Annotated in this window: 17 protein-coding genes and 1 pseudogene; 13 read left to right on the forward strand and 5 right to left on the reverse strand. The window is 69.6% G+C overall.

The features are described 5' to 3' along the window. The first annotated feature begins 1,654 nt into the window (after positions 1 to 1,654). Positions 1,655 to 2,209 carry a tellurite resistance TerB family protein gene (locus tag IE109_RS21645; RefSeq protein WP_189552705.1) on the forward strand — a complete coding sequence of 185 codons (555 nt, stop codon included), beginning with the start codon at positions 1,655 to 1,657 and terminating at the stop codon, positions 2,207 to 2,209. Between the two features lie 947 nt (positions 2,210 to 3,156). Here the strand turns inward: IE109_RS21645 and IE109_RS21650 are convergent. The 3 genes from IE109_RS21650 to IE109_RS21660 form a co-directional block, all read right to left on the reverse strand. After that, positions 3,157 to 3,546 (reverse strand): hypothetical protein, encoded by a 390-nt coding sequence (locus IE109_RS21650; protein WP_189552653.1) that lies wholly within the window; start codon positions 3,544 to 3,546, stop codon positions 3,157 to 3,159. A 1,132-nt stretch (positions 3,547 to 4,678) separates the two neighbouring features. Beyond that, complete coding sequence (locus tag IE109_RS21655) at positions 4,679 to 4,996, reverse strand: AzlD domain-containing protein (protein WP_189552654.1); 318 nt, start codon at positions 4,994 to 4,996, stop codon at positions 4,679 to 4,681. Beyond that, positions 4,993 to 5,598 carry an AzlC family ABC transporter permease gene (locus tag IE109_RS21660; protein ID WP_189552655.1) on the reverse strand — a complete coding sequence of 202 codons (606 nt, stop codon included), beginning with the start codon at positions 5,596 to 5,598 and terminating at the stop codon, positions 4,993 to 4,995. Before IE109_RS21660 ends, IE109_RS21655 begins: the two co-directional genes overlap by 4 nt. 299 nt (positions 5,599 to 5,897) lie before the next feature. On the opposite strand from IE109_RS21660, the gene IE109_RS21665 reads away from it, so the two are divergent. Genes IE109_RS21665 through IE109_RS21710 form a run of 10 tightly spaced genes read left to right on the forward strand, consistent with a single transcriptional unit; the run spans position 5,898 to position 17,331 of the window. Further along, positions 5,898 to 6,287 carry a cupin domain-containing protein gene (locus IE109_RS21665; protein WP_189552656.1) on the forward strand — a complete coding sequence of 130 codons (390 nt, stop codon included), beginning with the start codon at positions 5,898 to 5,900 and terminating at the stop codon, positions 6,285 to 6,287. A 58-nt stretch (positions 6,288 to 6,345) separates the two neighbouring features. After that, positions 6,346 to 7,500 carry a hypothetical protein gene (locus IE109_RS21670; protein WP_189552657.1) on the forward strand — a complete coding sequence of 385 codons (1,155 nt, stop codon included), beginning with the start codon at positions 6,346 to 6,348 and terminating at the stop codon, positions 7,498 to 7,500. 21 nt (positions 7,501 to 7,521) lie between these two features. Next, positions 7,522 to 9,351: a non-ribosomal peptide synthetase gene (locus IE109_RS21675; protein WP_268251482.1), complete on the forward strand. Its 1,830-nt coding sequence runs from the start codon at positions 7,522 to 7,524 to the stop codon at positions 9,349 to 9,351. An 8-nt stretch (positions 9,352 to 9,359) separates the two neighbouring features. After that, positions 9,360 to 11,276 (forward strand): asparagine synthase (glutamine-hydrolyzing), encoded by a 1,917-nt coding sequence (asnB, locus tag IE109_RS21680; protein WP_189552659.1) that lies wholly within the window; start codon positions 9,360 to 9,362, stop codon positions 11,274 to 11,276. Between the two features lies 1 nt (position 11,277). After that, the gene (locus IE109_RS21685; RefSeq protein ID WP_189552660.1) at positions 11,278 to 13,140 is read left to right on the forward strand and encodes a non-ribosomal peptide synthetase; all 1,863 of its coding nucleotides are present in this window, start codon (positions 11,278 to 11,280) and stop codon (positions 13,138 to 13,140) included. Continuing rightward, positions 13,133 to 14,347 carry a cytochrome P450 gene (locus IE109_RS21690; protein ID WP_189552661.1) on the forward strand — a complete coding sequence of 405 codons (1,215 nt, stop codon included), beginning with the start codon at positions 13,133 to 13,135 and terminating at the stop codon, positions 14,345 to 14,347. The genes IE109_RS21685 and IE109_RS21690 overlap by 8 nt, the downstream gene beginning before the upstream one ends. Positions 14,348 to 14,368: 21 nt before the next feature. Next, entirely contained in the window at positions 14,369 to 15,151 is a 783-nt protein-coding gene (locus IE109_RS21695) for a thioesterase II family protein (protein ID WP_189552662.1), read from the forward strand. Positions 15,152 to 15,176: 25 nt separating this feature from the next. Next, complete coding sequence (locus IE109_RS21700; RefSeq protein ID WP_189552663.1) at positions 15,177 to 15,407, forward strand: MbtH family protein; 231 nt, start codon at positions 15,177 to 15,179, stop codon at positions 15,405 to 15,407. Positions 15,408 to 15,412: 5 nt separating this feature from the next. After that, the gene (locus IE109_RS21705; protein ID WP_229891402.1) at positions 15,413 to 15,754 is read left to right on the forward strand and encodes a hypothetical protein; all 342 of its coding nucleotides are present in this window, start codon (positions 15,413 to 15,415) and stop codon (positions 15,752 to 15,754) included. Further along, positions 15,751 to 17,331, forward strand: coding sequence for an amidase (locus IE109_RS21710; RefSeq protein ID WP_189552664.1), 1,581 nt, complete (start codon positions 15,751 to 15,753; stop codon positions 17,329 to 17,331). The genes IE109_RS21705 and IE109_RS21710 overlap by 4 nt, the downstream gene beginning before the upstream one ends. Before the next feature lie 7 nt (positions 17,332 to 17,338). Here IE109_RS21710 and IE109_RS21715 read toward each other — a convergent pair whose 3' ends face one another. Next, positions 17,339 to 18,757, reverse strand: coding sequence for a helix-turn-helix domain-containing protein (locus IE109_RS21715; protein WP_189552665.1), 1,419 nt, complete (start codon positions 18,755 to 18,757; stop codon positions 17,339 to 17,341). Between the two features lie 431 nt (positions 18,758 to 19,188). Between IE109_RS21715 and IE109_RS21720 the strand changes: the two genes are divergently transcribed. Continuing rightward, the gene (locus IE109_RS21720) at positions 19,189 to 19,365 is read left to right on the forward strand and encodes a hypothetical protein (protein WP_189552666.1); all 177 of its coding nucleotides are present in this window, start codon (positions 19,189 to 19,191) and stop codon (positions 19,363 to 19,365) included. Positions 19,366 to 19,643: 278 nt separating this feature from the next. Here IE109_RS21720 and IE109_RS21725 read toward each other — a convergent pair whose 3' ends face one another. Further along, complete coding sequence (locus tag IE109_RS21725; RefSeq protein ID WP_189552667.1) at positions 19,644 to 20,477, reverse strand: hypothetical protein; 834 nt, start codon at positions 20,475 to 20,477, stop codon at positions 19,644 to 19,646. A gap of 476 nt (positions 20,478 to 20,953) precedes the next feature. Here IE109_RS21725 and IE109_RS21730 point away from each other — a divergent pair. After that, positions 20,954 to 21,319, forward strand: a pseudogene (locus tag IE109_RS21730) (transposase); the annotation flags it as partial. Positions 21,320 to 21,382: the final 63 nt, after the last annotated feature.

Genomic DNA, 21,382 nt, shown 5'->3' on the forward strand with positions numbered 1-21,382 from the left:
CCATCCCGGCCCGTAGGCCGAGAGGGGGCAGAGGATCAGGGGGCTGGCGGCGCGCGGGGTCCGGCGTGAGGGGGCCGGGCGAAGGCGATGGGGACGGGGCGCCGTCCCCCGACGGCAGATCAGCGCGTCCGGGTCGTCGGCCGGTGTCTGAGCCAATCTGCCGTCAGCCCGGGCTCAGTTCCATTGCCGAGGCCGGTCCCGCTGGTCGGCGTGCCGCCGCGTTGCTGCCGGAAGTGCGGGCCTCGCCGGTCCGGACTAGATGTTGCCGCTGGTCCGCTGGTCCGCTGGTCCGCTGTGCCGCCGTCCGCCCTGTAGCCGCCCGCGGCCTGCCGCCGGCCCGCCGTGCCGTCGCCGGCTTGCCGCCGTCCGGTCCGCTGCTGCCGCGGTGCCGGCCCTGTCGCTGGCCCGGTGCAGCATGTGGTCCAGGTCCTCGCGCGGGTCCGTGCGGGTAAGGCTGTCTGACCGCCGCAATGAGACGAGGGCGGAGCCGGTACTCGTGAAACCGCGACCGGCTTGTCCAGGAGCAATTCGACGCACTCGCCAATCTCGGCATGCGGGCTACCCGGGCAGCCCTAGCCGGGGCACGCCGTTCGTACGCAAACCTACGCTCCAAGGCACAGGGCAGGGCCGACGGCGCTGGTCCGGACAGAGCGCGGGCCACCACCGGGCTGTGCGCCGCGGCTCGGCTGTGCGGCGTCCGGGCCGGTTCCCGGCTGGCCCGCTGCCTGCTGGCGCGGGTCTCCGCCTGTATGCCGCAGCCGTGCCGTCATCGGTGCTGCCGGGTGGCCGCCGTGCTCCGCCGTCGCCAGGCCGTGTGCTGCACTGTGGCCCCCCGGGTCCGGCCGTGCTGCCGGGTCTCGCCGCTGCCGTCCCGCCGCCGCTTCCCGGCCGTGTGTCGTCAGTGCCCCGTGCCGTCGTTGTCCGGTCGCCGTTCCTGGCGCCGTCGGCGGGGCCGGGACGTGCGGTCGCCGTGCCGCTGAGCGGGAGGCGCAGTGACCTGTGAGCAAGCGCGCGTGCAGAAGTGCACTCAGGCCGCTCCGTAATGCGGCGCCCGCGCCGCCCACGGGCGGCGCCCGCTGCGCGCTCACCGGCGGTGCGTGGTGGACGGCGGCGCTCAATGCCGGTCCGCCGCCCGGCACGCTCGCCGGCTCGCGGCGCTGGGGACTTCGCCGGCGACGTCGCCGAACACGCCACCGGCCGCCCGCCACCTCCGACTTTGGCCGCCTGCCACCTTTACCGGGGCTGGCTCAACGCTGCTCGATCGCATGTGAGGTCACAGCGCGTCCGCCACGTTCGGCCACCGTCGGCCCTCGGTGGAGACATCTACCGGCCGACCGGCACGGACGAAGTCGCCGTACTCGTCCTGGACGACACCCGCGTTGACCCACCGGGCCCGGGACCGATTCCCGGGGCCGGTGGGTGCTCTTCGGCGGACCAGCGCCTCGGCGGGCCGCCGGTCCTGCCCGGCCTCCCGCCTGGACCGTCTTCGCGCTGCGCCGCTCCGCCTGTGCCTGCGCTGGAGTCACATGCGTGGTGAGGGCGTCATGTCAGGCGTGGTGGTGGAACTTAACAGTGTGTGTGAGGCGTTAGCGGGGTGGTGCACGATGATGCGTGTCCAACGAAGGACGACGTGGCAGAAGCTGAGGTGGCACGAGTGGCGATGTGGGATCGGATCAAGGACCAGGCGACCAGAGGTCTGCAGCAGGCCCAAGGGGGGCGCGGCGGCTCCGGCGGCCATGGGACATCCGGCGCACGGTCCGGGGGCAGTTCCAGGGCCGAGCTCGTGAGCGCGCTGAAGTCGCAGCTCACTTCACTGAAGACGGAGCTGAAGAGCGGCGCTTTCCGGGACGCCAGCATGGCCATGTGCGCGTTGGTGGCCGCCGCTGACGGACGGGTCGATCCGGCCGAGCGCCAGCACGTCGAGTCGCTCATCCTCAGCAACGACGTCCTTCAGAACTTCCCCGCCGAGCAGCTCCGCCAGCGTTTCAACAAGCACGTCGACCAGCTTTCGGCCGACTTCGTCATCGGGAAAGCGGCGGTGCTTCAGGATGTCGTCAAGGTGGCGAAGAAGCCCACCGAGGCACGGGCAGTCATCCAGACCGGCATCGTGGTCGCGGGTGCGGACGGCTTCATCGAGCCTGCCGAGGAGCAGATTATCCGCGAGGCGTGCGCTGCGCTTGGCCTTCCGGCGGCGGATTTCGGCATCTGACCTGCTGACCGGGAAGACGATGCGTTCGGCGACCTCGACCGAACAGCTCGGGCATCCGCGGTTCGGCGCCGGCGAATTCGCGGGCGGCGTCGACGCCTTCGGCCTGGACGGCCCGGAGGTGGGTGAAGGCGCTGATGGCCGTGTGCGGGGTCATCGGGGCGAGCCCGCGCAGACGGGTGAGCCGGTCGAGGTGGTTCCGGAACGGAGGGAGTACTCCACGACCGCAGCGACCCGGACGGCACCTTCGCCCTGCGACAGTCAACGACCCCGCAAAGGGCCAGGGGGAAAGACGGCTCGAGGCTAGATGTGGATGTCACGCTGGAGCAGGGCCGACGGCTCAGTCGGCCCGAAGTCGTCTGTGGTGGACCTGGCGCTCTCCGGTGGCGGCAGCGGTAAGAACATGCGGACGGACGGGTCAGGCGGTCTTCGCCGGCGGTGCGAGGAGGGACCCTCGCACGGACGATGCTGACCGCCTGCGCGGCGTGGGGGACACCAGACGGGTTTGGCGGGATCTTGGAGGACGGACGCCGTATCCCGTGTATCCATGGACGCAGATGGGGCCCATGGGAGGCTCTAGGGGAGGAGAGGCGCCGTATCTGAGTTGCTGCGCCAGGAGGTCCTGGAGGTCGAGGTCGCGTTCGGGGTCTTCGTGGCTGTGGACGACGCACCTGCCCATCCCACCTACCCCGGTGTCGGGTTCATCGTCATACCCAATTGTCCTCGGAGGCCGGCCATGAAGTGGGCGGCATCGGCGTGGCAGGCGTAGTCGCCGTTCCAGGCCGGCTCGCGCAGCCGGTCGATGACGGCGCGGCCTTGTTCTCCTCGCCTGGGACGGCGTGGTGGAACGCGAGGCCGAGGTCGAGGAGGGCTTCGACCGCGGTGATGCCGGTCTCCCGGATCTCGGTGCGCAGCGCGCGGGCCGCCTCGAGGCCGCGCAGGCTGCCCGCCTAGGCGACCAGCGCGGCGATCCTCAGCGTGCAGTTGGTGGCGCTCAGGTCGAGGTCGGCGAGGAGCTGCTCGGCGAGATGCAGCTTTTCATTCGCGGTGGCCGGGTCGGTGAGGGCGAGCACGAGAGCACGCTGCGCCTGGCTGGTGGCGCGCTCGCTCGCGATACCGCGCTGCTCGGCCTGGTCGCGTGGGGCGGCGCAGGCGGCGGCCGCGCGGTCCATGTCGCCGTGGGGCCACAGGACGTCGCCTTCGACGCGGTGCTGGCGGCTGACCCAGCCGAGGGTCTGGGTGGTGTCGTACGCGGTGGAGAAGTCGCCGGCGAGGCAGGCGATGTGGACTAGGCCGCGCCGTGCGGCGGGGGCGAGGCGGCCGCCGCCGTCGAGCTGCACCCCCCGGGGAATCGACGGCCAGTCCGGCCGAGCAGCTTTACGTCCAGAATCTGAACGCGCTCTTCGATCGCACGGGCATGTCCCAAAGGGCCTGCGTCCAGAAGTACGCCTTCTGCCCCGCCTCGGTTTCCCGGTATCGCTCGGGGCAGGGATTCCCCTCCCGTCAATTCGCCTCCGCCATCCTCGACGCCCTCACGCTGACAGGTGCCCCGCTGAGCGCTCAGGCCCTGGCCCAGCTCGACGGCCAGCGGAGCGCGGCCATGCGTACGAGCGAGCTTCCAGCCGTCCGTCCAACCCGGCAACGGACCAGTGGCTGGATGTCAGGAGATAGTCTGACCAGCGGCCCATTGTGCAGTGCGATGTGAGGCGGGTGTGCGGGGATGAGCGGCACCCACGCCGACCTGGTGCGCCGGGTGCGGCACGAACTGCTGCGGTCAGGTTTCAGCCTGGCGGACGCAACGGATGCCGCGACGCCCGGCATGCGAGTGGTCCAGGTTCCGGCGGGAGCCATGGTGCGCTGGACCCCGTTGGGCGGGTCCGCCGAGCTGAGCGGGCCTCCCGACCACTTGGGTGAGAGCACGAGGTCGGCCGTGTCCACTGCGGTGAGGGCTGTCCTCACCGGGTGTGGCTATACCGTCATGGCCACCAGCGGGACGTTCGACCTCATCGTCCTCCCCCCTGCCCACATGGAGCCGTAGCAGCCACCCGCAGGCCAGTACCGGCGCCGGGACGATGCACGACCCAGGGCCGGTCCACCTCCACTTGACCAGCGACCAGCGACACTCCCTGAGTGCCCCCCACGCCGACGCGACGCGCAACCGCATCGGCGGACAACTGCCGAACGGGAGGCGGTCCCGGGCAGCCCCTGTACTGCCTGTAAGGGCCGGCCGTTTCACGGTCGGCCCCAAGCGGTCAGGCGTCGATGCAGTCGGCGATCACGTCGAGCGTGGCGGCCGCGGTGGTCCCCATGAGCGGTCGAATCGTCGCGGGGCTCCGGGCGGCCAAGCCATGTGAGCCGTCCGACGGCGACAAGCTCACAGCCACACCCGGACCCCACTGGGCCCGCCGATCTTGCGCACCACCGCCTCAGGTCCACGCTGGGAAAGGCGGAAGGGTGGAAAGGAGGACCAGCTCAGTACTGGCCGAGCAACGCGCGGGCGATGACGGTGGCCAGGACGGCAGAGACGACGGTGGTCATGAGGCTGGCCCTGAGGGCCAGCGCCACGACCGCGGCGGCCAGTCCGGCGAGCCGTGCGTCGAAACGGTACTCCTGGCCCGTGGTGAAGAGCTGCAGGACCACGAGGGCGGTGAGGATCGCGGGGGCCACCATGTGCAGGGTGCGCTGGGCGCGGCGCGACGGCTTCCAGTCCCCGAGTAGCAAGGGGCCTGCGGCTCTGATGGCGATGGCGATGACGCCGAGAGCGACGACCAGGGTCCACTCGCCGGTCATTTGACGAGTCCGATCAGGCAGGCGCAACTGGCAACGGCGACGGGAACCCCCGGCGGGGCCACGGGTACGAGAGCGAGCGCGAGCGTGGCCGCCACGGCGGCCACCACACGCGTACGAGGCTCACCCAACTGCTTCCAGAGCAGAGCGAGGAAGATGGCGGGGCTCACCATGTCGAGGCCCCAGCGGCTGACATCGCCCGCGAAGCCGACGCTGAGGGCGCCGAGGGCGGTCCCCGCGAACCACAGCACGTAAGCGGCGCTGCCCGACAGCAACAGCAGGCGGCGGTCGTAGCTGCCGTCCGGCCTGCGCGACAGGGCCCACGTCTCGTCGCCGAGGAGTTGCGCGTACGCGCCGCGCCGCCACCGGGATCCCCCGTAGGCTCCCATCGCCGCGATGGCCATCGGCAGATACCGCAGGTTGAGCAGTGAACCGGTCAGGATCGCGCTTCCCACACCGCCGCCCGCGGCGATCACGCTGGCAGCTCCCATCTGGGCGGCGCCGCCGAATGTGGTGAGCGACATGACCAGGGCCGCCGGGGTGGAGATGCCGGCCGCGCCGGCCACCGCGCCGAACGTCACTCCGAAGAGGAACGTCGCGGTCACGACCGATGCGATGGCGGGCAGTTCCGCGCGAACCGACGCCGGAGGGGACGGGGATGGTGGGTCGGACGTGTGATCGGCGTCTTCCATGAGAATCCAATATACGGAACACATCCGGGGATGCGAGTGAACTCGATATTCAGGCCGAAAGTCACCGTTGGCCGCTCTCCGGGTGTGCGGTGCGCCCAGTCGGTCCCACTGATTCTGTGCAACTGCCCATAGTTCGTCGGGTGCATCGCCCCTAGGGTGGCTGAGGAGACAGATTCCGTCCTCTGCCAACCCATTCCGTGGAGGAATCACCAGTGCTGATCGACTGGGACAAAATGATGCCTACCGGAAGCCTGCGCGCCGGGGCGGTTCGGAGATTCGCCACCGGTCAGCAGATTTCCGTGGTGTACGTCGAGACGGATCCACAAGCGCGGTTCGACGGGCGTCCGCATCGTCACCCCCACGAGCAGTGGGTCGTCGTCACTGCCGGCCTGCTCGGCATGACCTGTGACGACAACCGGTTCGAGCTGTCCGAAGGCGAAGTCGCCTTCCTTCCCGCGAATTCCTGGCACGCGGCGGTGGGCGTAGGGCCTTCCGGCGCCCGGTATCTGGAGTTTTCGGCGCCGCCCCGGCTCGACCTGCTGCCGGACAGTCTGGTTCCGGACGCCCTGGAATTTCCCCGCGAAGAGCGCAGGGACAGCTGATTCAGCGAGACCCGACATACCGCTACATCGTGAGCGATCAGCAGTGAAGGAGAATTCCTTGCCTGTCGAAATACATCAAGTGCGCACCGACGTCGCGGACGCATGGGTGGCATGGGACGGGGATCCGTCGAAGGACTACGCCTACGGTGGTTGCCGGCTGGTCGGCTGGCGGACCGGATATGAGGACGCCGTCGGCATGCTGTGCGCGCTGATGCGCAATGAAAGCGGCTACAAGAACGCGCTGATAAATCTGGCCGTCGAGGAAGGCGCGCTGGACGACCTCTCCGACGCCCTGCCGCCCGGCTTCGCCCGTGCGCGTGTCGGCGGCGGCCGCTGCATCATCCGGCCGGCGAGCGCCGCGGTGGCGGCGGTACTGGAGGAGCCGGAACACCCGGACTTCCGTGACACCATCCTCAGGATCTTCGAACCGCTCGGTGAACTCCTCAACTCGCTGGACGGCAAGGTCAAGCTCACTCCGGACTTCGGCAAGTTCGCGGGCGTGTCGGACCTCCTGTACGAGTTCACCCCGCACGTGCTCGGCATTCACTGCGACTCCGGTGGCTGTGGAGGAAAGGCCAGTTACTCCGCGACGGGTGTCACGGCGGCGTACGAGACGCTCGAGTTCGAAGGCCTGATCAAGAGTTCACAGGTGACCCTCATCGGCTCGGCCGGCGCCATGGGCACGACGGTGCTCGCGGACCTCATTGACCGCACCGACCGTGACCTGACGGTCTGCGACCTGAAGTACGACGACGGGTCCGCGCAGCCGCCCGCCGAAGTGCCCCGTCTCACCTCGGTCCCGGACCGGTTCCCCGACGAGGCGCTGTCCCGTTCCAGCACGGTGATCGCGACGACCTGGGGCCACGAGCTCCAACGTTCGAACCACAGTCTGCTGCAGCCGGGCACCGTCCTGCTCCTCGCGCACAACCTGGCCATCCCCACCGGAGTCGAGGGCATCGAACTGATGCGCCAGGTGTCGCGGCCCGACATTCTCGTCGTGCCGGGACAGACCCTCACCTTCGGCGGGGCGCTCACCTCGCGACTCGAATGGTTCTCGCGACAGGCGGGGATCACGGCCTTCGACAAGCCGTTGGCCCATCAGGTGGTGCGCAGGGTGGCCGGCCACTGGGCCCGCCGGCTGACCCGCCGTACGAACGGCCATGGAAATCCTTACGAGGAACTGGTCGCCACCTGTGAGCCCTTGGTCGCCTGAATGGAAAGGGCCGAGACCACCATGACGGCAGGCACCGAACGACCTCCCGCACCGCCCCGGGCCGGTGCGCCCGCGGCACTGGCGCTCGTCCACGAGTTGTTCCGGGCACAGTGCCGACGGACACCCGACGCGGTGGCCGTGGAACACGGTGAGCGGCACCTGACCTACGACCGGCTCGACATCGCCTCGGACCGGCTCGCGCGGCGCCTGCGCAAGCTAGGAGCCCGGCCGGAACAGCGGATCGCGGTGTTCCTGGACCGGTCGCCGGAGGCGATCGTCACCATCCTGGCGGTGCTCAAGTCCGGCGCGGCATACGTTCCGATAGACCCCGGCTACCCGGCGGCCCGGATACGTCTCCTCGCCGAGGAGGGCGACTGCCGCGTGGTGGTGACCACGACCGCACTCCTCGGGCGTATCGACGTACCGTCGCTGACCCCCGTGCTGCTCGACGCCCCGACGGCTGACGACGACCGGGAGGGGGGCCCTGGTGGCGACGCGGAACCGTCCAACCTCGCGTACGTCATCTTCACCTCCGGTTCCACCGGACGGCCCAAGGGCGTCGCCGTCCCGCACGCCGGCCTCGTCCAGCTCGCACTGGACCAGATCCCCCGGTGGAAAGCCGGACCGGGAGCACGGATCCTGCAGTTCGCGTCGCTCAGCTTCGACGCGTCCTTCACCGAGATAGCCGTCGCCCTGCTGAGCGGAGCCACCCTGTGCCTGGCCGCCCGCGACGATCTGATGCCGGGCGCCGAACTGCAGGACACGCTGCGCCGACTGCGCATCACCGCGGTGAAGACGCCCCCGGCCGTCCTCACCGTGACCGAGGCCGACGGACTGCCCGACCTCGAGGTTGTGATCAACGGCGGCGGCGCCTGCCGGCCCGCGATCGTCGAGCGCTGGTCCGCCGGGCGGACCATGCTCAACGCGTACGGCACGACCGAGTGCTCGGTGTGCAGCACGATCACGGCCCCGCTGACACTGGGATCGCGCATCACCCTGGGCGAGCCGCTGCGGGGGACCACGCTCCACGTCCTCGACGGCGGCCGCCGGGTCGATGCCGGTGAGGTGGGGGAGCTGTACATCGGCGGCGCCGGAGTGGCCCGTGGGTACTGGCGGCAGCCGAGCCTGACCGCGGACCGGTTCGTGCCCGATCCGTACGGACCGCCGGGCGGCCGTCTGTACCGCACCGGCGACTTGGCGCGGTACACGGCCGACGGAGGGTTCGAGTACGTCGGGCGCATCGACGACCAGGTCAAGGTGCGCGGCTTCCGCATCGAGCCGGGCGAGGTCGAAGCGGCGCTGCTCACCGCGCCGTCGGTCCGCGAGGCCGTGGTGACCACGCGCCCCCACCCCGCGGGCGGTGAGGACCAGCTCGTCGCCCACGTCGTCCGCGACCGCGGCGCGACGGACCCCCTGGAACTGCGGTCGTTCCTGGCCGACCGGCTGCCCGGCCACCTCATCCCCTCGGTCTTCCTCACTCTGGACCGCATGCCGGTCACCGCGCACGGCAAGGTCGACCGCGCGGCCCTGGCCGGACCGGTGCACGAGCCGCCGCCCGCTCAGCCACCGCCGCACGGGAAACCGGCCGGCCGGCTCGACGGGCGCGAGCTCGTCACCGAGGTATGGCGGGAGCTGCTGGCCGTGGAGGAGATCGGCCCGCACGACGACTTCTTCCACCTGGGCGGGGACTCCCTCCAAGCCGCCGTCTGCGTCGCCCGGCTGCGTGAGCACCTCGGGATTCCCGTGCCGCTGCGGACTTTGTTGCGCGGCCCGACCGTGGCCGAACTCGGCGACGAGCTGGAGCGGTTGCGCAGGACGACGAACGCCGCCGCCGACAGGCACCCGGGCTAGGAGGACACATGTGCGGAATATTCGGGTGCGTCGACTGGGGAACCGGGCCCGACCCCGGCGACCTGGCGCTCATGGCCGCCCAACTGCACCATCGAGGCCCCGATGAGGACGGGACCTACACCGACGCGCACGTCGCGTTCGGCTGCAAGAGGCTCAGCATCGTGGACCTCGCGGGCGGCGGGCAACCGTTCTTCAGCGAGGACGGCTCGGTGGCGGTGGTCTGCAACGGTGAGATCTTCAACCACAGGCAGCTGCGCGACGAGCTGGCGGGCCGGCACCGCTTCCGCTCGCAGTGCGACGTCGAGGTCATCGTGCACCTCTACGAAGAGCGCGGCATGGAACTCGTCCACGCCCTGAACGGCCAGTTCGCCTTCGCGCTCCACGACCGTCGGCGCGACACCGTCTTCCTGGCACGCGACCACTTCGGGATCTGTCCGCTCTACTACCGCCCGACCGATGACGGCCTGCTCTTCGCCTCCGAGATCAAGGCCATCCACGCCGCGCGGGGCGGCCCGTCACCAGCCCTCGATCTCACCGGCCTCGATCAGGTGCTGTGCCTGCCCGCGCTCGTGCCGCCCCGGACGATGTTCGAAGGCGTGCGTTCCCTGCGTCCAGGCCACTACCTGCAGGTCACCCCCGCGGGCGCCACCGAGCACGAGTACTGGGACCTGGAGTACCCCTCGGCCCGGGAGACGGCCGAGCGCTCCCGCTCGTCCTCCCGCGCGAGCGAGGCGGAGTACCGGGAACGGATCCTCGCCGCACTGCGCCGCGCGGTGCGGGCGCGATTGCAGGCCGACGCGTCGATCGGGCTGTACGTCAGCGGCGGGCTGGACTCCGCCCTCGTCGCCGCCCTGGCGGCCGAGGCACACGACGGTCACGTCAGCGACGTGTTCTCGGTGGGATTCACCGACAGCGAACTGGACGAGAGCTCCTACCAGCGCGTGGTGGCCGACCGGCTCGGATACCCGCAGCACCGGGTCGAGGTGTCGGCCGACGACATCTGCCGCCACCTGGAGCGGACCGTGTGGCACTCGGAGACCCCGTTACGGGAGTCGTACAACGTGGCGTCGCTGCTGCTCGCCGCCGCCGCCCGGGAGAACGGGACCAAGGTGGTCCTGGCCGGCGAGGGCTCCGACGAATTCTTCGCCGGATACTCCGGCTACCGCTTCGACGCGCTGCGGCCCACGCCCCCGCACGACGTACCCGCCGAAGAGCGAGCCCATCGAGAGCGCCTGTGGGGCGATCCCGACTACGGCTACGACCTCGACTTCCGGGCGCTGGACCGGATCCGCAACCAGCTCTACTCCGCCGAACTCCGCTCCGCGCTGGACGAATTCTCCTGTACGGGCCCGGCGGCGCCCCCGCTCGTGGACGGCAGCCGGCTGCGTGGGCGCCACCGCATGCACCAGCGTTCCTACCTGGACGTGAAGCTGCGGCTCACCGACCACCTGCTCGGGGACCACGGCGACCGGATGACGATGGCCAACTCGGTGGAGGGCCGCTACCCCTTCCTCGACCTGGACTTCGTACGCGTGGCCATGGAAGTGCCGCCGGATCTGAAGTTGCATGACTTCGAGGAGAAATACATCCTCAAGCGGGCGGCCCGCGGCACGGTGCCCGCCAGTGTCGCCGAGCGGGAGAAGTTCCCTTTCACCGCTCAGAGCAGCGCCCACCTGGTCCGGGCGGCACCCGAATTCACCGGCGACTGGCTCTCGCCGGAACTCATCAAGCGGCACGGCGTCTTCGACCCCGACGAGGTCGGGCGTCTCTACGACGCCTGCCGCGACCCGGGCCACCGCCCATCGACCCCGCTCCGCACGGACTGGCTCATGATCGTGCTCACTTTCACGATCCTGTGCGAACAGCCGGCGCGTGCGGACCGGAACACCACCCCCTGCAGGACACCAGCGCGACTGGAGACATGAGATGAGTTCCACTCGGACTCTGCCTGCACTGTTCGCCGAGACCCTGGCCCGGCACGCGGACCGCCCGGCTGTGAGCGACGACGCGGGCACCTGGACGTACCGACAGCTCGACGCGCAATCCCGGCGACTGGCCGCATCGCTGATCGAGCGCGGGATCCGCCCCGAAGAGCATGTGGGCATCCGGCTGCCACGGGGCAGGGACGCCATAGCCGCCCTGCTGGGTGTCGTCAGGGCCGGGGCGTCGGCGGTGCCCATCGACGCCGACTATCCGCTCGCGCGCCGGGACCTGATGGCGCGTGACAGCGGCCTCAGGGTCCTTGTCGGGCAGGCGAACGAGGCGGACACGCTGCCGCCGGGCGTCGAACTCCTCACATGGGGCGACGCCGCGCCGAGGAACGAGCGGCTGAACGCGCCGCGGGACGATGCCGCCACGACCGAAGCGACGGGGGACGACGGCCTCCCGGCGCACGACGAGGCCTCCCTCGCAGCCCTCGGCGGTCCCTACGACGACCCGGAGGCCGCCGCCTGCGTGCTGTACACCTCCGGCTCGACCGGCGAACCCAAAGGCATCGTCTTCACCCACGGCAACATCGTGGCGCTGGCCCGCAGTGCGAGCCTGCCGAAGCTCGGCCCGGACGACAAGATCGGCCAGATCTCCAGCATCTCGTTCGACGGAATCACCCTCGAGATGTGGGCGGCCCTCGCGGCCGGCGCCGAGGTGGTGGTGCTGCCCAAGATCGACGCGCTCCTGCCGATCGACCTGCGCCGCGAACTGAAGCGCCGCCGGGTGACCATGATGCTGGTACCCGCCGCCGTGCTCAACGAGGTCACCCGGGTGGACCGGGACGCCTTCTCACCGCTCAAGTACCTGTGCGGCGGCGGCGACGTCCTCCTGCCGAAGACCTGCCGAGAACTGCTCGCCGGCGCCTTCAAGGGGACGCTGTACAACCTGTACGGGCCCAGCGAGATCACCACCGCCGCGACCGCCTGTCACGTCGACTCCGTCGCCGACGACACCCCTGCCATCCCGATCGGCACCGCCCTCGACGGCTACGAGACCTATGTCGTCGACGAGAGGCTGAGGCCGCTGCCGGCCGGTGAGAGTGGCGAACTCCTCGTCGGCGGCGTCGGCGTGGCCCGCGGTTACCTCGGACGCCCCGATCTGACCGCGGAGCGGTTCCTGCCCAACCCCTTCGGCGCCCCGGGCAGCCGCCTCTACGCCACCGGCGACCGGGTACGGACGAATGCCGAGGGCCAGCTGGAATTTCTCGGCCGCTTCGACACACAGGTCAAGATCCGTGGCCACCGCGTCGAACCCACCGAGGTGGAACAGGCCATCTGCCGCCATCCGGAGGTGCTGCAGGCCGCCGTCCTCGTCGACGACACATCCGGCGAACGCTCCTTGGCCGCGTTCATCGTCTCCGCGTCCGAGGACCTGACGGGCCCGGAGCTGCGCCGGTACCTGGCGGATACGGTGCCCCGGCACATGGTGCCGGGCTCGGTCTTGGTCATCGACGCCCTGCCGACAACGAGCAACGGCAAACGGGACCGGGACGCGCTGCACGCCCTGCGCGCCGCCGAGGTGCGTCGCAGGTCCGGTGCGGCGCCCCCCGAGACCAGGACCGAGCGCCGGCTGGCGGCCCTGTGGGAGCGTGTCCTCAAGGTCGAGGACGTCAGCGCCACGGACGACTTCTTCGAACTCGGCGGCCATTCCCTGCTGGCCTTCCGGGTACGGAGCGCCATCGTCAAGGAGCTCGGCACACCGGTGGAATCACACGTTCTGTTCGAGCACAGCACGCTGCGGGAGCTGGCCGAAGTGATCGACCGGACCCCCTCGGCGAAGGAGGTTCCCGGCCATGACTGAAGCTCCCCGCATCGACTTGTCGGCGACCGAACTGTTCGCCGAGGGCTCCCCCTACGAGGCCTTCCGCTGGCTGCGGCACAACGACCCCGTCTACTGGAACCCCACCGAGAGCGGTGGTTTCTGGGCACTGACCAAGTACGACGACATCGCCACCGCCTACCTGCGCCCGGACGCGTACAGCTCGTCCCGCGGCACGATGCTCGGCGGGTCCTTCCGCAGTCCGAGCGACACCTCTTCGGGCCAGATGCTCATCTCCACCGATCCGCCCCGCCACACCCAGCTCCGGCACCAGGTCCACCAGGCCGGATTCAACCCCGCGACCATGGCCAGGACCAAGGAGTGCGTACGTGCCTGCCTGGAGGCGGCGCTGGACCGCCTCGTCGAGAACGGCGGCGGCGACATCGCCGCCGAGGTGTCACCCGCCATGCCCACCGGGGTGCTCGCCGCCACCATGGGACTGCCACCGGAACGCGCCGCCCGGCTCCAGAGGCTGACCCGTACCATGATCGGCTTCAGGGACGCCGAGTACCGCGGCGAGAACCCCAGCGACGTCACGCTGATCAAGTCCCAGCTGGACATCTTCGAGTTCTTCGCCGAGCTCCTCGACGAACGCCGGGAGAACCCCGGCGACGACGTGGTCAGCCGTCTCCTGCGGGCCGAGATCAACGGCCGGCCGATGCACGAGTCCGAGATCCTCTACAACTGCATGAACCTCGCCGTCGGCGGCAACGAAACGACGGTGCACACGGCCACCTTCAGCGTGCTGACCTTCATCGAGCACCCGGATCAGTACGAACGGCTCCTCAAGCAGCCCGAGCTGCTCGGCAGCGCGATGGAGGAGCTGTTCCGCTGGACGGCGACCAACACCTACGTCCAGCGCACGCTCACGCGCCCCGTGACCATTCGCGGCCGGCACATCAAGGCCGGTGACGCGGTGACGCTGTGGAACTCGTCGGCCAACCGCGACGAGGACGTCTTCGACGACCCGGACCACTTCGACATCACCCGCACGCCCAACAAACACCTCACCTTCGGGGTGGGCCGCCACCACTGCATCGGCGCCTCCATCGCCCGCTTCGAGATGGAGGCCTTCCTCGGTGCCCTCCTCGCACGCGGCCTGCGCTTCGAACTCAACGGACCGGTGGAGAAGCTGCACTCCAACTTCGCGTACGGCATCCGCCACCTTCCCGTCGCTCTCGTCTCCTGAGCGGAACCGGAGGACACGACGATGCGCAAGACCTCCGAACCCAGGTGGTTCGTCAGCAAGAGCTCCGGGGGACCGACTCGGCTGCGGCTGCTGTGCCTGCCGTACGCGGGCGGCTCCGCGTCGGTCTTCAAGGGCTGGGAACACCACCTCCCGGCCGGCACCGCGGTAATGGCCGTCCAGCTCCCCGGCCGCGCCGACCGCTGGCGGGAGGAACCGCTGACGGACCTGGAGGTCATCGCCGACACGCTGTGCGAGCTGTTCCAGGTGCACGTCGATGAACCGTTCGCGGTGTTCGGGCACAGCATGGGTGCCCTGATCGCCCTCGTCCTCGCCCGGAAGCTCAGCAGGAAGCACGGCCGAGAACCCGTGCGGCTCTTCTTCGCCAGTTGCAACGCGCCGCTGCCCGAGAGGCCGCTGCCCGCGCTCGGGAGCCTGGACGACGCGGGCCTGCGGACTCAGCTGTCCGCTCTCGGACTCCCCGACGAGGTGCTGGCCGACGAGGAGCTGATGGAGATCACGCTGCCACTCGTGCGAGCGGACCTCCACGTCGCCGACGCCTACCTCGACCGGTCACCCGAGCGGCTCGACTGCCCGGTCACGGCTTTCCACGGGGCGGACGACCCCCTCGTGTCCGGCCAGGACATGGCGCAATGGGCACGCACCACCCGGGGCCCGTTCACGCTGCGATCCGTGCCGGGAGCCCACGTGTTCGACCGGCGCGGCTGGTCCCATGTGCTGAAGACGATCAACGCGGACCTGGAGACCCATATGCGCCGGGCAGCTCAGGAACAGCCACGCCCCTAGGCACCTGAACAGGAGAGGCACGCAAATGGACAACACGTACGACGACCCGACGCACTACGACGTCGTGGTCAACCACGAGGAGCAGTACTCGATCTGGGCCGCGGACCTGGAGACCCCGGCGGGCTGGCGGCCCGTGGGAGTCAGCGGTGACCGCGCACAGTGCCTGGAATGGATCGGCCGGAACTGGACGGACATGCGGCCTCTCAGCCTGCGCACCCGGATGGACGCCGGCCCGGGCGGGCCGACATCATGCTGAAACGGGTGCACGGGAGCGGGAACGACAGCCCGCAGACGCCGCCCGGAACGGGCGGCCTCACGGACGACGTGATCGACGTCATGATCCGCGCGCGTCTCACATCCATCGGCATCGACCTCCGCCAGCTCCCCGAGGGCTCCCGTCCCGACCAGGACACCGGAGCACCCGGTCAGGACACCGTGCTCGCCGAACTCCGCGTCTTCGTGAGAAAGACGATCGGAGCGCTCGCCGCCTACCGCATCCCGACCCCTGACGGCACCGACCCGGCCGACGACCACGCCCTGCGCCAGCAGACAGCCGCGCCCCAGCTGTATCCCTCACAGGTGGCCGGAAGGACCGGACGATGAAAGGCCCGCTGGACCGCCGAGTGGACCGGCGCGCCTTCCTCTCCCGGGCGGCCGCACTGTCGCTCGCGGGCGCCGGGCCCCTGCCCGCGGTGGCGGCCACGCGGGCGCCCCGCCCCAGCGTCACACTGCCGTTCGTCGAACCGCGTCCGGAAGCGGTCGCCGACCTCACCGAGCTGACCATCGCCGAGGCCATGACCATGATCCGGCGGGGCGACCTGGTGCCGGAAGAGCTGGTACGGGCCTACCTGACCCGTATCGCCGCTCATGAGGACGTCTACCGGGCGTTCAACCTCGTACGGACGCAAGCGGCCACGGCCGAGGCACGAGAGGCGGGCCGTCGGCCCGCACGCGGTCTCCTGCACGGCATTCCGCTGGCTGTCAAGGACAACTTCTTCACGGCCGGGACGCGCACCACCGCCAACTCCTTCCTCTTCCAGGACTTCGTGCCGCCGTTCGACGCGACGGCCGTCGCACGCCTGCGACGGGCGGGCGCCGTCGTCCTCGGCAAGGCTCAGATGGGGCCGCTCGCCACCACCCGGGCCACTGAGCCCGACGGGCGGATCACCACGGTCAACGCCTGGGCGCCGGACGACCCGGCTGTGGACCCGGGAGCCTCGTCGAGCGGTACGGCGACCGCGGTGGCCGGGCGTCTGGCCACGTCGGGCACGGGGACCCAGACGGGCGGATCCATCACCTGGCCCGCCAACGCGCAGAACCTCACCGGGCTCAAGCCCACGATGGGCCGCGTGTCGCTGTACGGAATCGTGCCGTTGAGTTATACCCGTGACCATCCCGGCCCCCTCGCCAGGGACGCCCTCGACGCCGCGATCATGCTGTCGGTGATGGCGGGACCCGACAGAAACGACCTCAGGACGCAGGGCCTGCCGCCGGTACCCGACCTGATCGAGGCCGCGACCCCCGTGCGGAGGAGAGGCCGGGTGGCACTGCGCTGGCCGACCAGGATCGGCGTCGTCCCGGGATACCTCTCCGGGGCCGACGACACGGCGGCGGCCCGCAAACGTTTCCTCGACACCCTCGACGCCGTCCCCGGGGCGTCTGTGGTGGACGTTCCACTGCCCGCCGAGTGGGAACTGCTGACCGGCAACGCGTTCAACAACGTACGGCTCCCGGAGCGCAGTGAGGCGTTCCTGCCACAGCTGAGGCGCGATCTGCGGGCATTCGGCGTGTCCGTGATCCCCTGGCTCGAGGGGGCGCTCCTCGGCGGGAACGAATTCCTCATCGGACAGCGGACCAGACTGCTGCTGCTGGAACGGGTGCTGGACGGCCTGTTCGGCCAGTGCGACGTCGTCGTCCAGACCGATCCGGTGCCCTTCGACATGCTCGGACTGCCCGAGCTGGGGCTGCCGATCGGCTTCGACCGTGCGGGCCTTCCCGTGGGCACGATCCTCGGCGGTCTGCCCTACGCCGAGGACCGTCTCCTGTCCGTGGCCGCCGCATACCAGGCGCGTACCGACTGGCACCGCCGCCGGCCGGCGGACCCGGGGGCGGCGGGCGGCTTCGTGGCGCGCGGACACGGACGGCTCGACGCGGTCCAGGTCGCCCGCACCACGTGCTGACGGGACGCTACGCGAGCAGCTGGGACGCCAGCCACAGATGGACCCGGTTCTCGGTGCTCGCCAGCGACAAGCCGGTGAGCCGCTCGATCTGCTCCAGGCGGTAGCGCACCGTGTTGCGGTGTACGAACAGTTCGCGGGCGGTCTGCTGCGGGGAACAGCCCGAGTCGAGAAACGTGGTCAGGGTGCGCACCAGATCGCCCGTATGCAACGCGTCGAATTCGACAAGTGGCTGCATCGCCTTGTGCGCAACCTCGCGCAGGGGCAGATCCGGCATGGACATCAACAGCCGGACCATGTTGGGCAGCCGCCCCTGGTGCACACCGCTGCCGTGGGCGGCGGCCTCCTGGGCCTCCAGGAACGCCCAGCGCAGTCCCTGGACCCCCGGGTAGGGGCCGCCGATCCCCACCGCGAGATCCTGGCCATCGAGCCCGTACCGAGCGAGGCTGCCCGCCCACTCGGCGGCGGACTGCGGGCCGCGCATCACGCCGACGCCGTACGCTCCGACGCCGGCCACCACCTCCGCCGTCCGGCTGAGAGTGAGTTGAGCGGCGTGGGAGGCCGCCTCGTCGTCGCTGCGCACCAGCAGGACGCTGTGCGAGTCCCCGGGGTCGATGCCGATGGTGACGAGCTTCCTGCTCGCCTCTGACCCGGAGAGCGCGTCACGCACCACATCCTCGATGATCTGTCCCGCCAGTTCCCGGCGCCCCGCCTGGAAGGCGGCGGTGCGGCCCAGTTCGACATGGATGAGCTGTGCGGCGTGCTCCTGGAGCTCGGCCGCCGCGTCGCTGCGTGCCATGGAGAGAAGCAGGGTCCTGGCGTGCGGGGGATCGATGGCCGTCATACGTAATCGCTGGTCGTGCAACCGGTGCGTGGACCAGTCGTAGCTGTCGGCCCAGGGGTCGAGCCCGGCGCCGGTCAGGTCCAGGACCGCCGTGGGCGCGCCGGTTGCCTCGCTCAGCCTGTTGAGAACCCCCGCGATGCCGCGCCCCGCCACGACCTCGTCGAGCATCCTGCGCTGATGCTCGGACAGCGTGGGCAGGCTCGCTCGTTCTGGCTTTCCTGGAGGGTTCTGAAAAGGGCTGGATTCGGATACCAGTGATCGGCTGGGTATTTCCAGTACAGGAAGGCCGGACTGCTCGGCGATTTCCAACATCGCCGCAGGTGCGGCCCTGTGCCGTAAGCCGATCACGAACCCGATGGCCGCTGCATTTCCATGAGCGACGTTCTCCGCGAATAATCGCTGCCCCATTTCTTCATGCTGGCGTTCTCCTGTGGTCAGCACCAGTTCACCGCCTTCGAGCAGAGGGCGAGGGTCCCGGAGTTCGGTGATCACTACGTCGTTGATCTTCTGGTCGGAGTGAGCCGCGCCGTCGTGCAAGCGGAGGCTCGAGGGGGTGACGTAGGACAGTTTGGGGGTGTTCTCCATATCTCCTCCGCGAGATTCGTGCGTGACACATCCCTGGCGTAAGGGTGAGGAACGGCTATATCCCCCTGTTCTGCTCATCCAGGGGTGGAAATAGAAATATCTTATTCCGGAGGACTGGCAATCCGCGCTCCTTGCGGGCTGCCGCGGCGTTACGGCCTTTTGTTTCACGTACCCACAGTAGGCCCTGGCGAGGCAACCCTTTAATGGACTCATACCTTCCGGCGAATGGATTGAGTCACGTCTGTGGTCGGCTTTCGCTGGCCCGTCGGCACCGCAGCCGGAGGCCTTGCGACGGACTCCCGGTGGAGTCGTTGACCGGGCGTGATGCTGGATATGACGGCTGAGCAGATAGCCGGGTGGGACACCGGACTGTCCGTGAACCGTTTCCAACCCGGCCACGGGGGCCGAGGGGCGGTGGGCCGTACGAACTGATGAAGCTCCTGGCAGACGGGTTCGAGGCCGAGATCACCCACGTCGGCCAGGAGCTTCGTCCAGTTGACCGGTCTTCAATGATTGATCTGTTCACCACGAGCCTGCGATATCTTCCCCGCGAGCTGCACGAGCCGCACGAGCTGTCCGCGGACCGGGCCGGACCGGATGCACGTTGACGGCGGCTTGTGCCGGATCGGGCAGGAGCTGACGTCCGTGCTGCGCCAGCGAGTACGGCTCGGTCAGGAACGCGCAACCGCCCGAGACAGCCGCACCGCTCAGGAGCCGGCGGCAGCAGCGGGGCCACAGGATCCCACAGGTCGTCAGGAATAAGATCAGACACCCGTGGAACCTTGCCGATCGAGAGCACTCAACACAAGACCTGGAGTCCACCTCAAGTCGGAGCGATCAGTTAAGGGCTCGCGGGGCAAGAGACCAGGCTTCCACCAGCACCGTCTCAGTAGCCGGGGTACATGCCCTGGAAGGAGCCGATCGCTACGCCGATGACCGTCGCGTCGACGATGAGCCCGAAGACGAGGAAGCACAGGGCGGCGACGGTGTCGCTCGCGCGGCTGGCCCGCGAGCCGTATTCGGTCACCATGCCTGGCTTGTCCGGGTGGTAGACGACCTGGACCGTAGCGGATCGGCTCTTGACGTTCACGCTACGCTCCACACCGTGCATGTCGGTGTACACAAACATCCCGAACTCACCGCCCAGAATGCGAGTTTCCCCGACTCTCCTCGCTTCGACGGTGACGCCATGACGGAGCAGGTATCGGGAGCGATACCGCAACCGCATCATGTCGGCACCGATTACTGTGAGCAACGCGCCAACGGGACCGATCAGCATAATGATGAACGCGAGGGTCCACACTCCATGGGCGGCGACGGCCGCAGCAAGGCCGGCACACACGAGGACGACAGCAGTTCCCCACCACCTGCGCCTTCGCTTGTCCCTCTCCTCCTGGGACTCGGTCACCGCGCGGGTGGTCACGAGTTTCGAGCCGTCGGCGCTCACGGGACGCTCAGGCAGGACCGCGTTGACGGCTTCGGCGAACAGGTCAGCGGCAGCCTCGCTCACGTCGTCAAACCGGTGCATCGCAGGCACCATTCCGGACGGGGCAGTAAGTTCGACGGCCAGGCTGCGCCCCTCGGAACGGATGCACCCTATCGCCAGGAGGGGAATCCGGACCTCCTCGGTCTTCCGGTGCAAGACCAGCGCATCACCGTCGAAGCGGAGCAGGGCGCCATCGGAGGCACGAAGAACCGGTATTGGCGATGTGATCGACATGCGCCCGATCGTAAGGGCTGGGCGGGGACGGCGGGGCCCTCTCGCAGCGCCCACCTGGAGGAATCACGTCGTCTCCCTCATCTGTCGACCGGGCCGCCCCGGTTCCAAGCACCAGCTGATCGTCGACCGACACGGACGTCCGCGCGCCGTCATCCTCACCCTGCGGCCACCGGCGACCACGTCACCAGGCTCCCGGTCGAACTGGTCTAGCGGGGCCGGACAGGTTCATCCTGTCCGGCCCCGCCGCCCGTTCCCGGCTGCTCACCGGCTGACACGGATGGATGGTCCCCATACGAACTCGAGGTCGTCCAGCAGGACCTCCTCCAGCTCCTCCTTCCACCGGGCGCGGAGAAGGAACGGGGCGCTCTCCATCCGCTCGGGAGCCGGGAGCCGGGAGCCGGAGCCGGGGGACAGAGGGGCGGCGCCTCGCCACGCCCACGGACGGGTGGCACGCCAGCCGTCCGAGTCCCCGCGTCGGTACCCAACTCCTGAACCAGGTTGCCGCGGATCACCTTGGCATCCGCCAAGTCTGGGTCGACGGCGGCTACCGCCAGCACCTCGTCGAGCATGCCGCCGTCCTCGGTATCGACATGGAGATCGCCGCCCGCAAGCCCGGGACCAGGGGTCTAACCCCGCTCCTGAAACGGTGGGCCGTGGAGCGGACCTACGGCTGGCTCATGCTCCACCGCCGCTTGGCCCGCGACTACGAAACCCTGCCCACCCGCTCCGAAGCCCTGATTCACCTTGCGATGACCGACCTCATGGCCCGCCGCCTCACCAGCGAGAACACCATCTCCTGGCGCGACCCGAAAGAGGCCACTAAACAGCACGCATCCGGATGAAACATCGGATGAAAACGACCTCTAACTGCCCCTTTGCCGGCCCCATGGTCATCGGGACCCGCG

The organism is Streptomyces lavendofoliae (assembly GCF_014649735.1).
Taxonomy (GTDB): domain Bacteria; phylum Actinomycetota; class Actinomycetes; order Streptomycetales; family Streptomycetaceae; genus Streptomyces; species Streptomyces lavendofoliae.

Bases quoted from the DNA above. Each gene is read 5' to 3' on its own strand.
- IE109_RS21655 (WP_189552654.1), bottom strand. From the start codon at position 4,996: ATGACCGGCGAGTGGACCCTGGTCGTCGCTCTCGGCGTCATCGCCATC.
- IE109_RS21675 (WP_268251482.1), top strand. From the start codon at position 7,522: ATGACGGCAGGCACCGAACGACCTCCCGCACCGCCCCGGGCCGGTGCG.
- asnB (WP_189552659.1), top strand. From the start codon at position 9,360: ATGTGCGGAATATTCGGGTGCGTCGACTGGGGAACCGGGCCCGACCCC.
- IE109_RS21685 (WP_189552660.1), top strand. From the start codon at position 11,278: ATGAGTTCCACTCGGACTCTGCCTGCACTGTTCGCCGAGACCCTGGCC.
- IE109_RS21690 (WP_189552661.1), top strand. From the start codon at position 13,133: ATGACTGAAGCTCCCCGCATCGACTTGTCGGCGACCGAACTGTTCGCC.
- IE109_RS21695 (WP_189552662.1), top strand. From the start codon at position 14,369: ATGCGCAAGACCTCCGAACCCAGGTGGTTCGTCAGCAAGAGCTCCGGG.
- IE109_RS21700 (WP_189552663.1), top strand. From the start codon at position 15,177: ATGGACAACACGTACGACGACCCGACGCACTACGACGTCGTGGTCAAC.
- IE109_RS21710 (WP_189552664.1), top strand. From the start codon at position 15,751: ATGAAAGGCCCGCTGGACCGCCGAGTGGACCGGCGCGCCTTCCTCTCC.
- IE109_RS21715 (WP_189552665.1), bottom strand. From the start codon at position 18,757: ATGGAGAACACCCCCAAACTGTCCTACGTCACCCCCTCGAGCCTCCGC.
- IE109_RS21720 (WP_189552666.1), top strand. From the start codon at position 19,189: ATGAAGCTCCTGGCAGACGGGTTCGAGGCCGAGATCACCCACGTCGGC.
- IE109_RS21725 (WP_189552667.1), bottom strand. From the start codon at position 20,477: ATGTCGATCACATCGCCAATACCGGTTCTTCGTGCCTCCGATGGCGCC.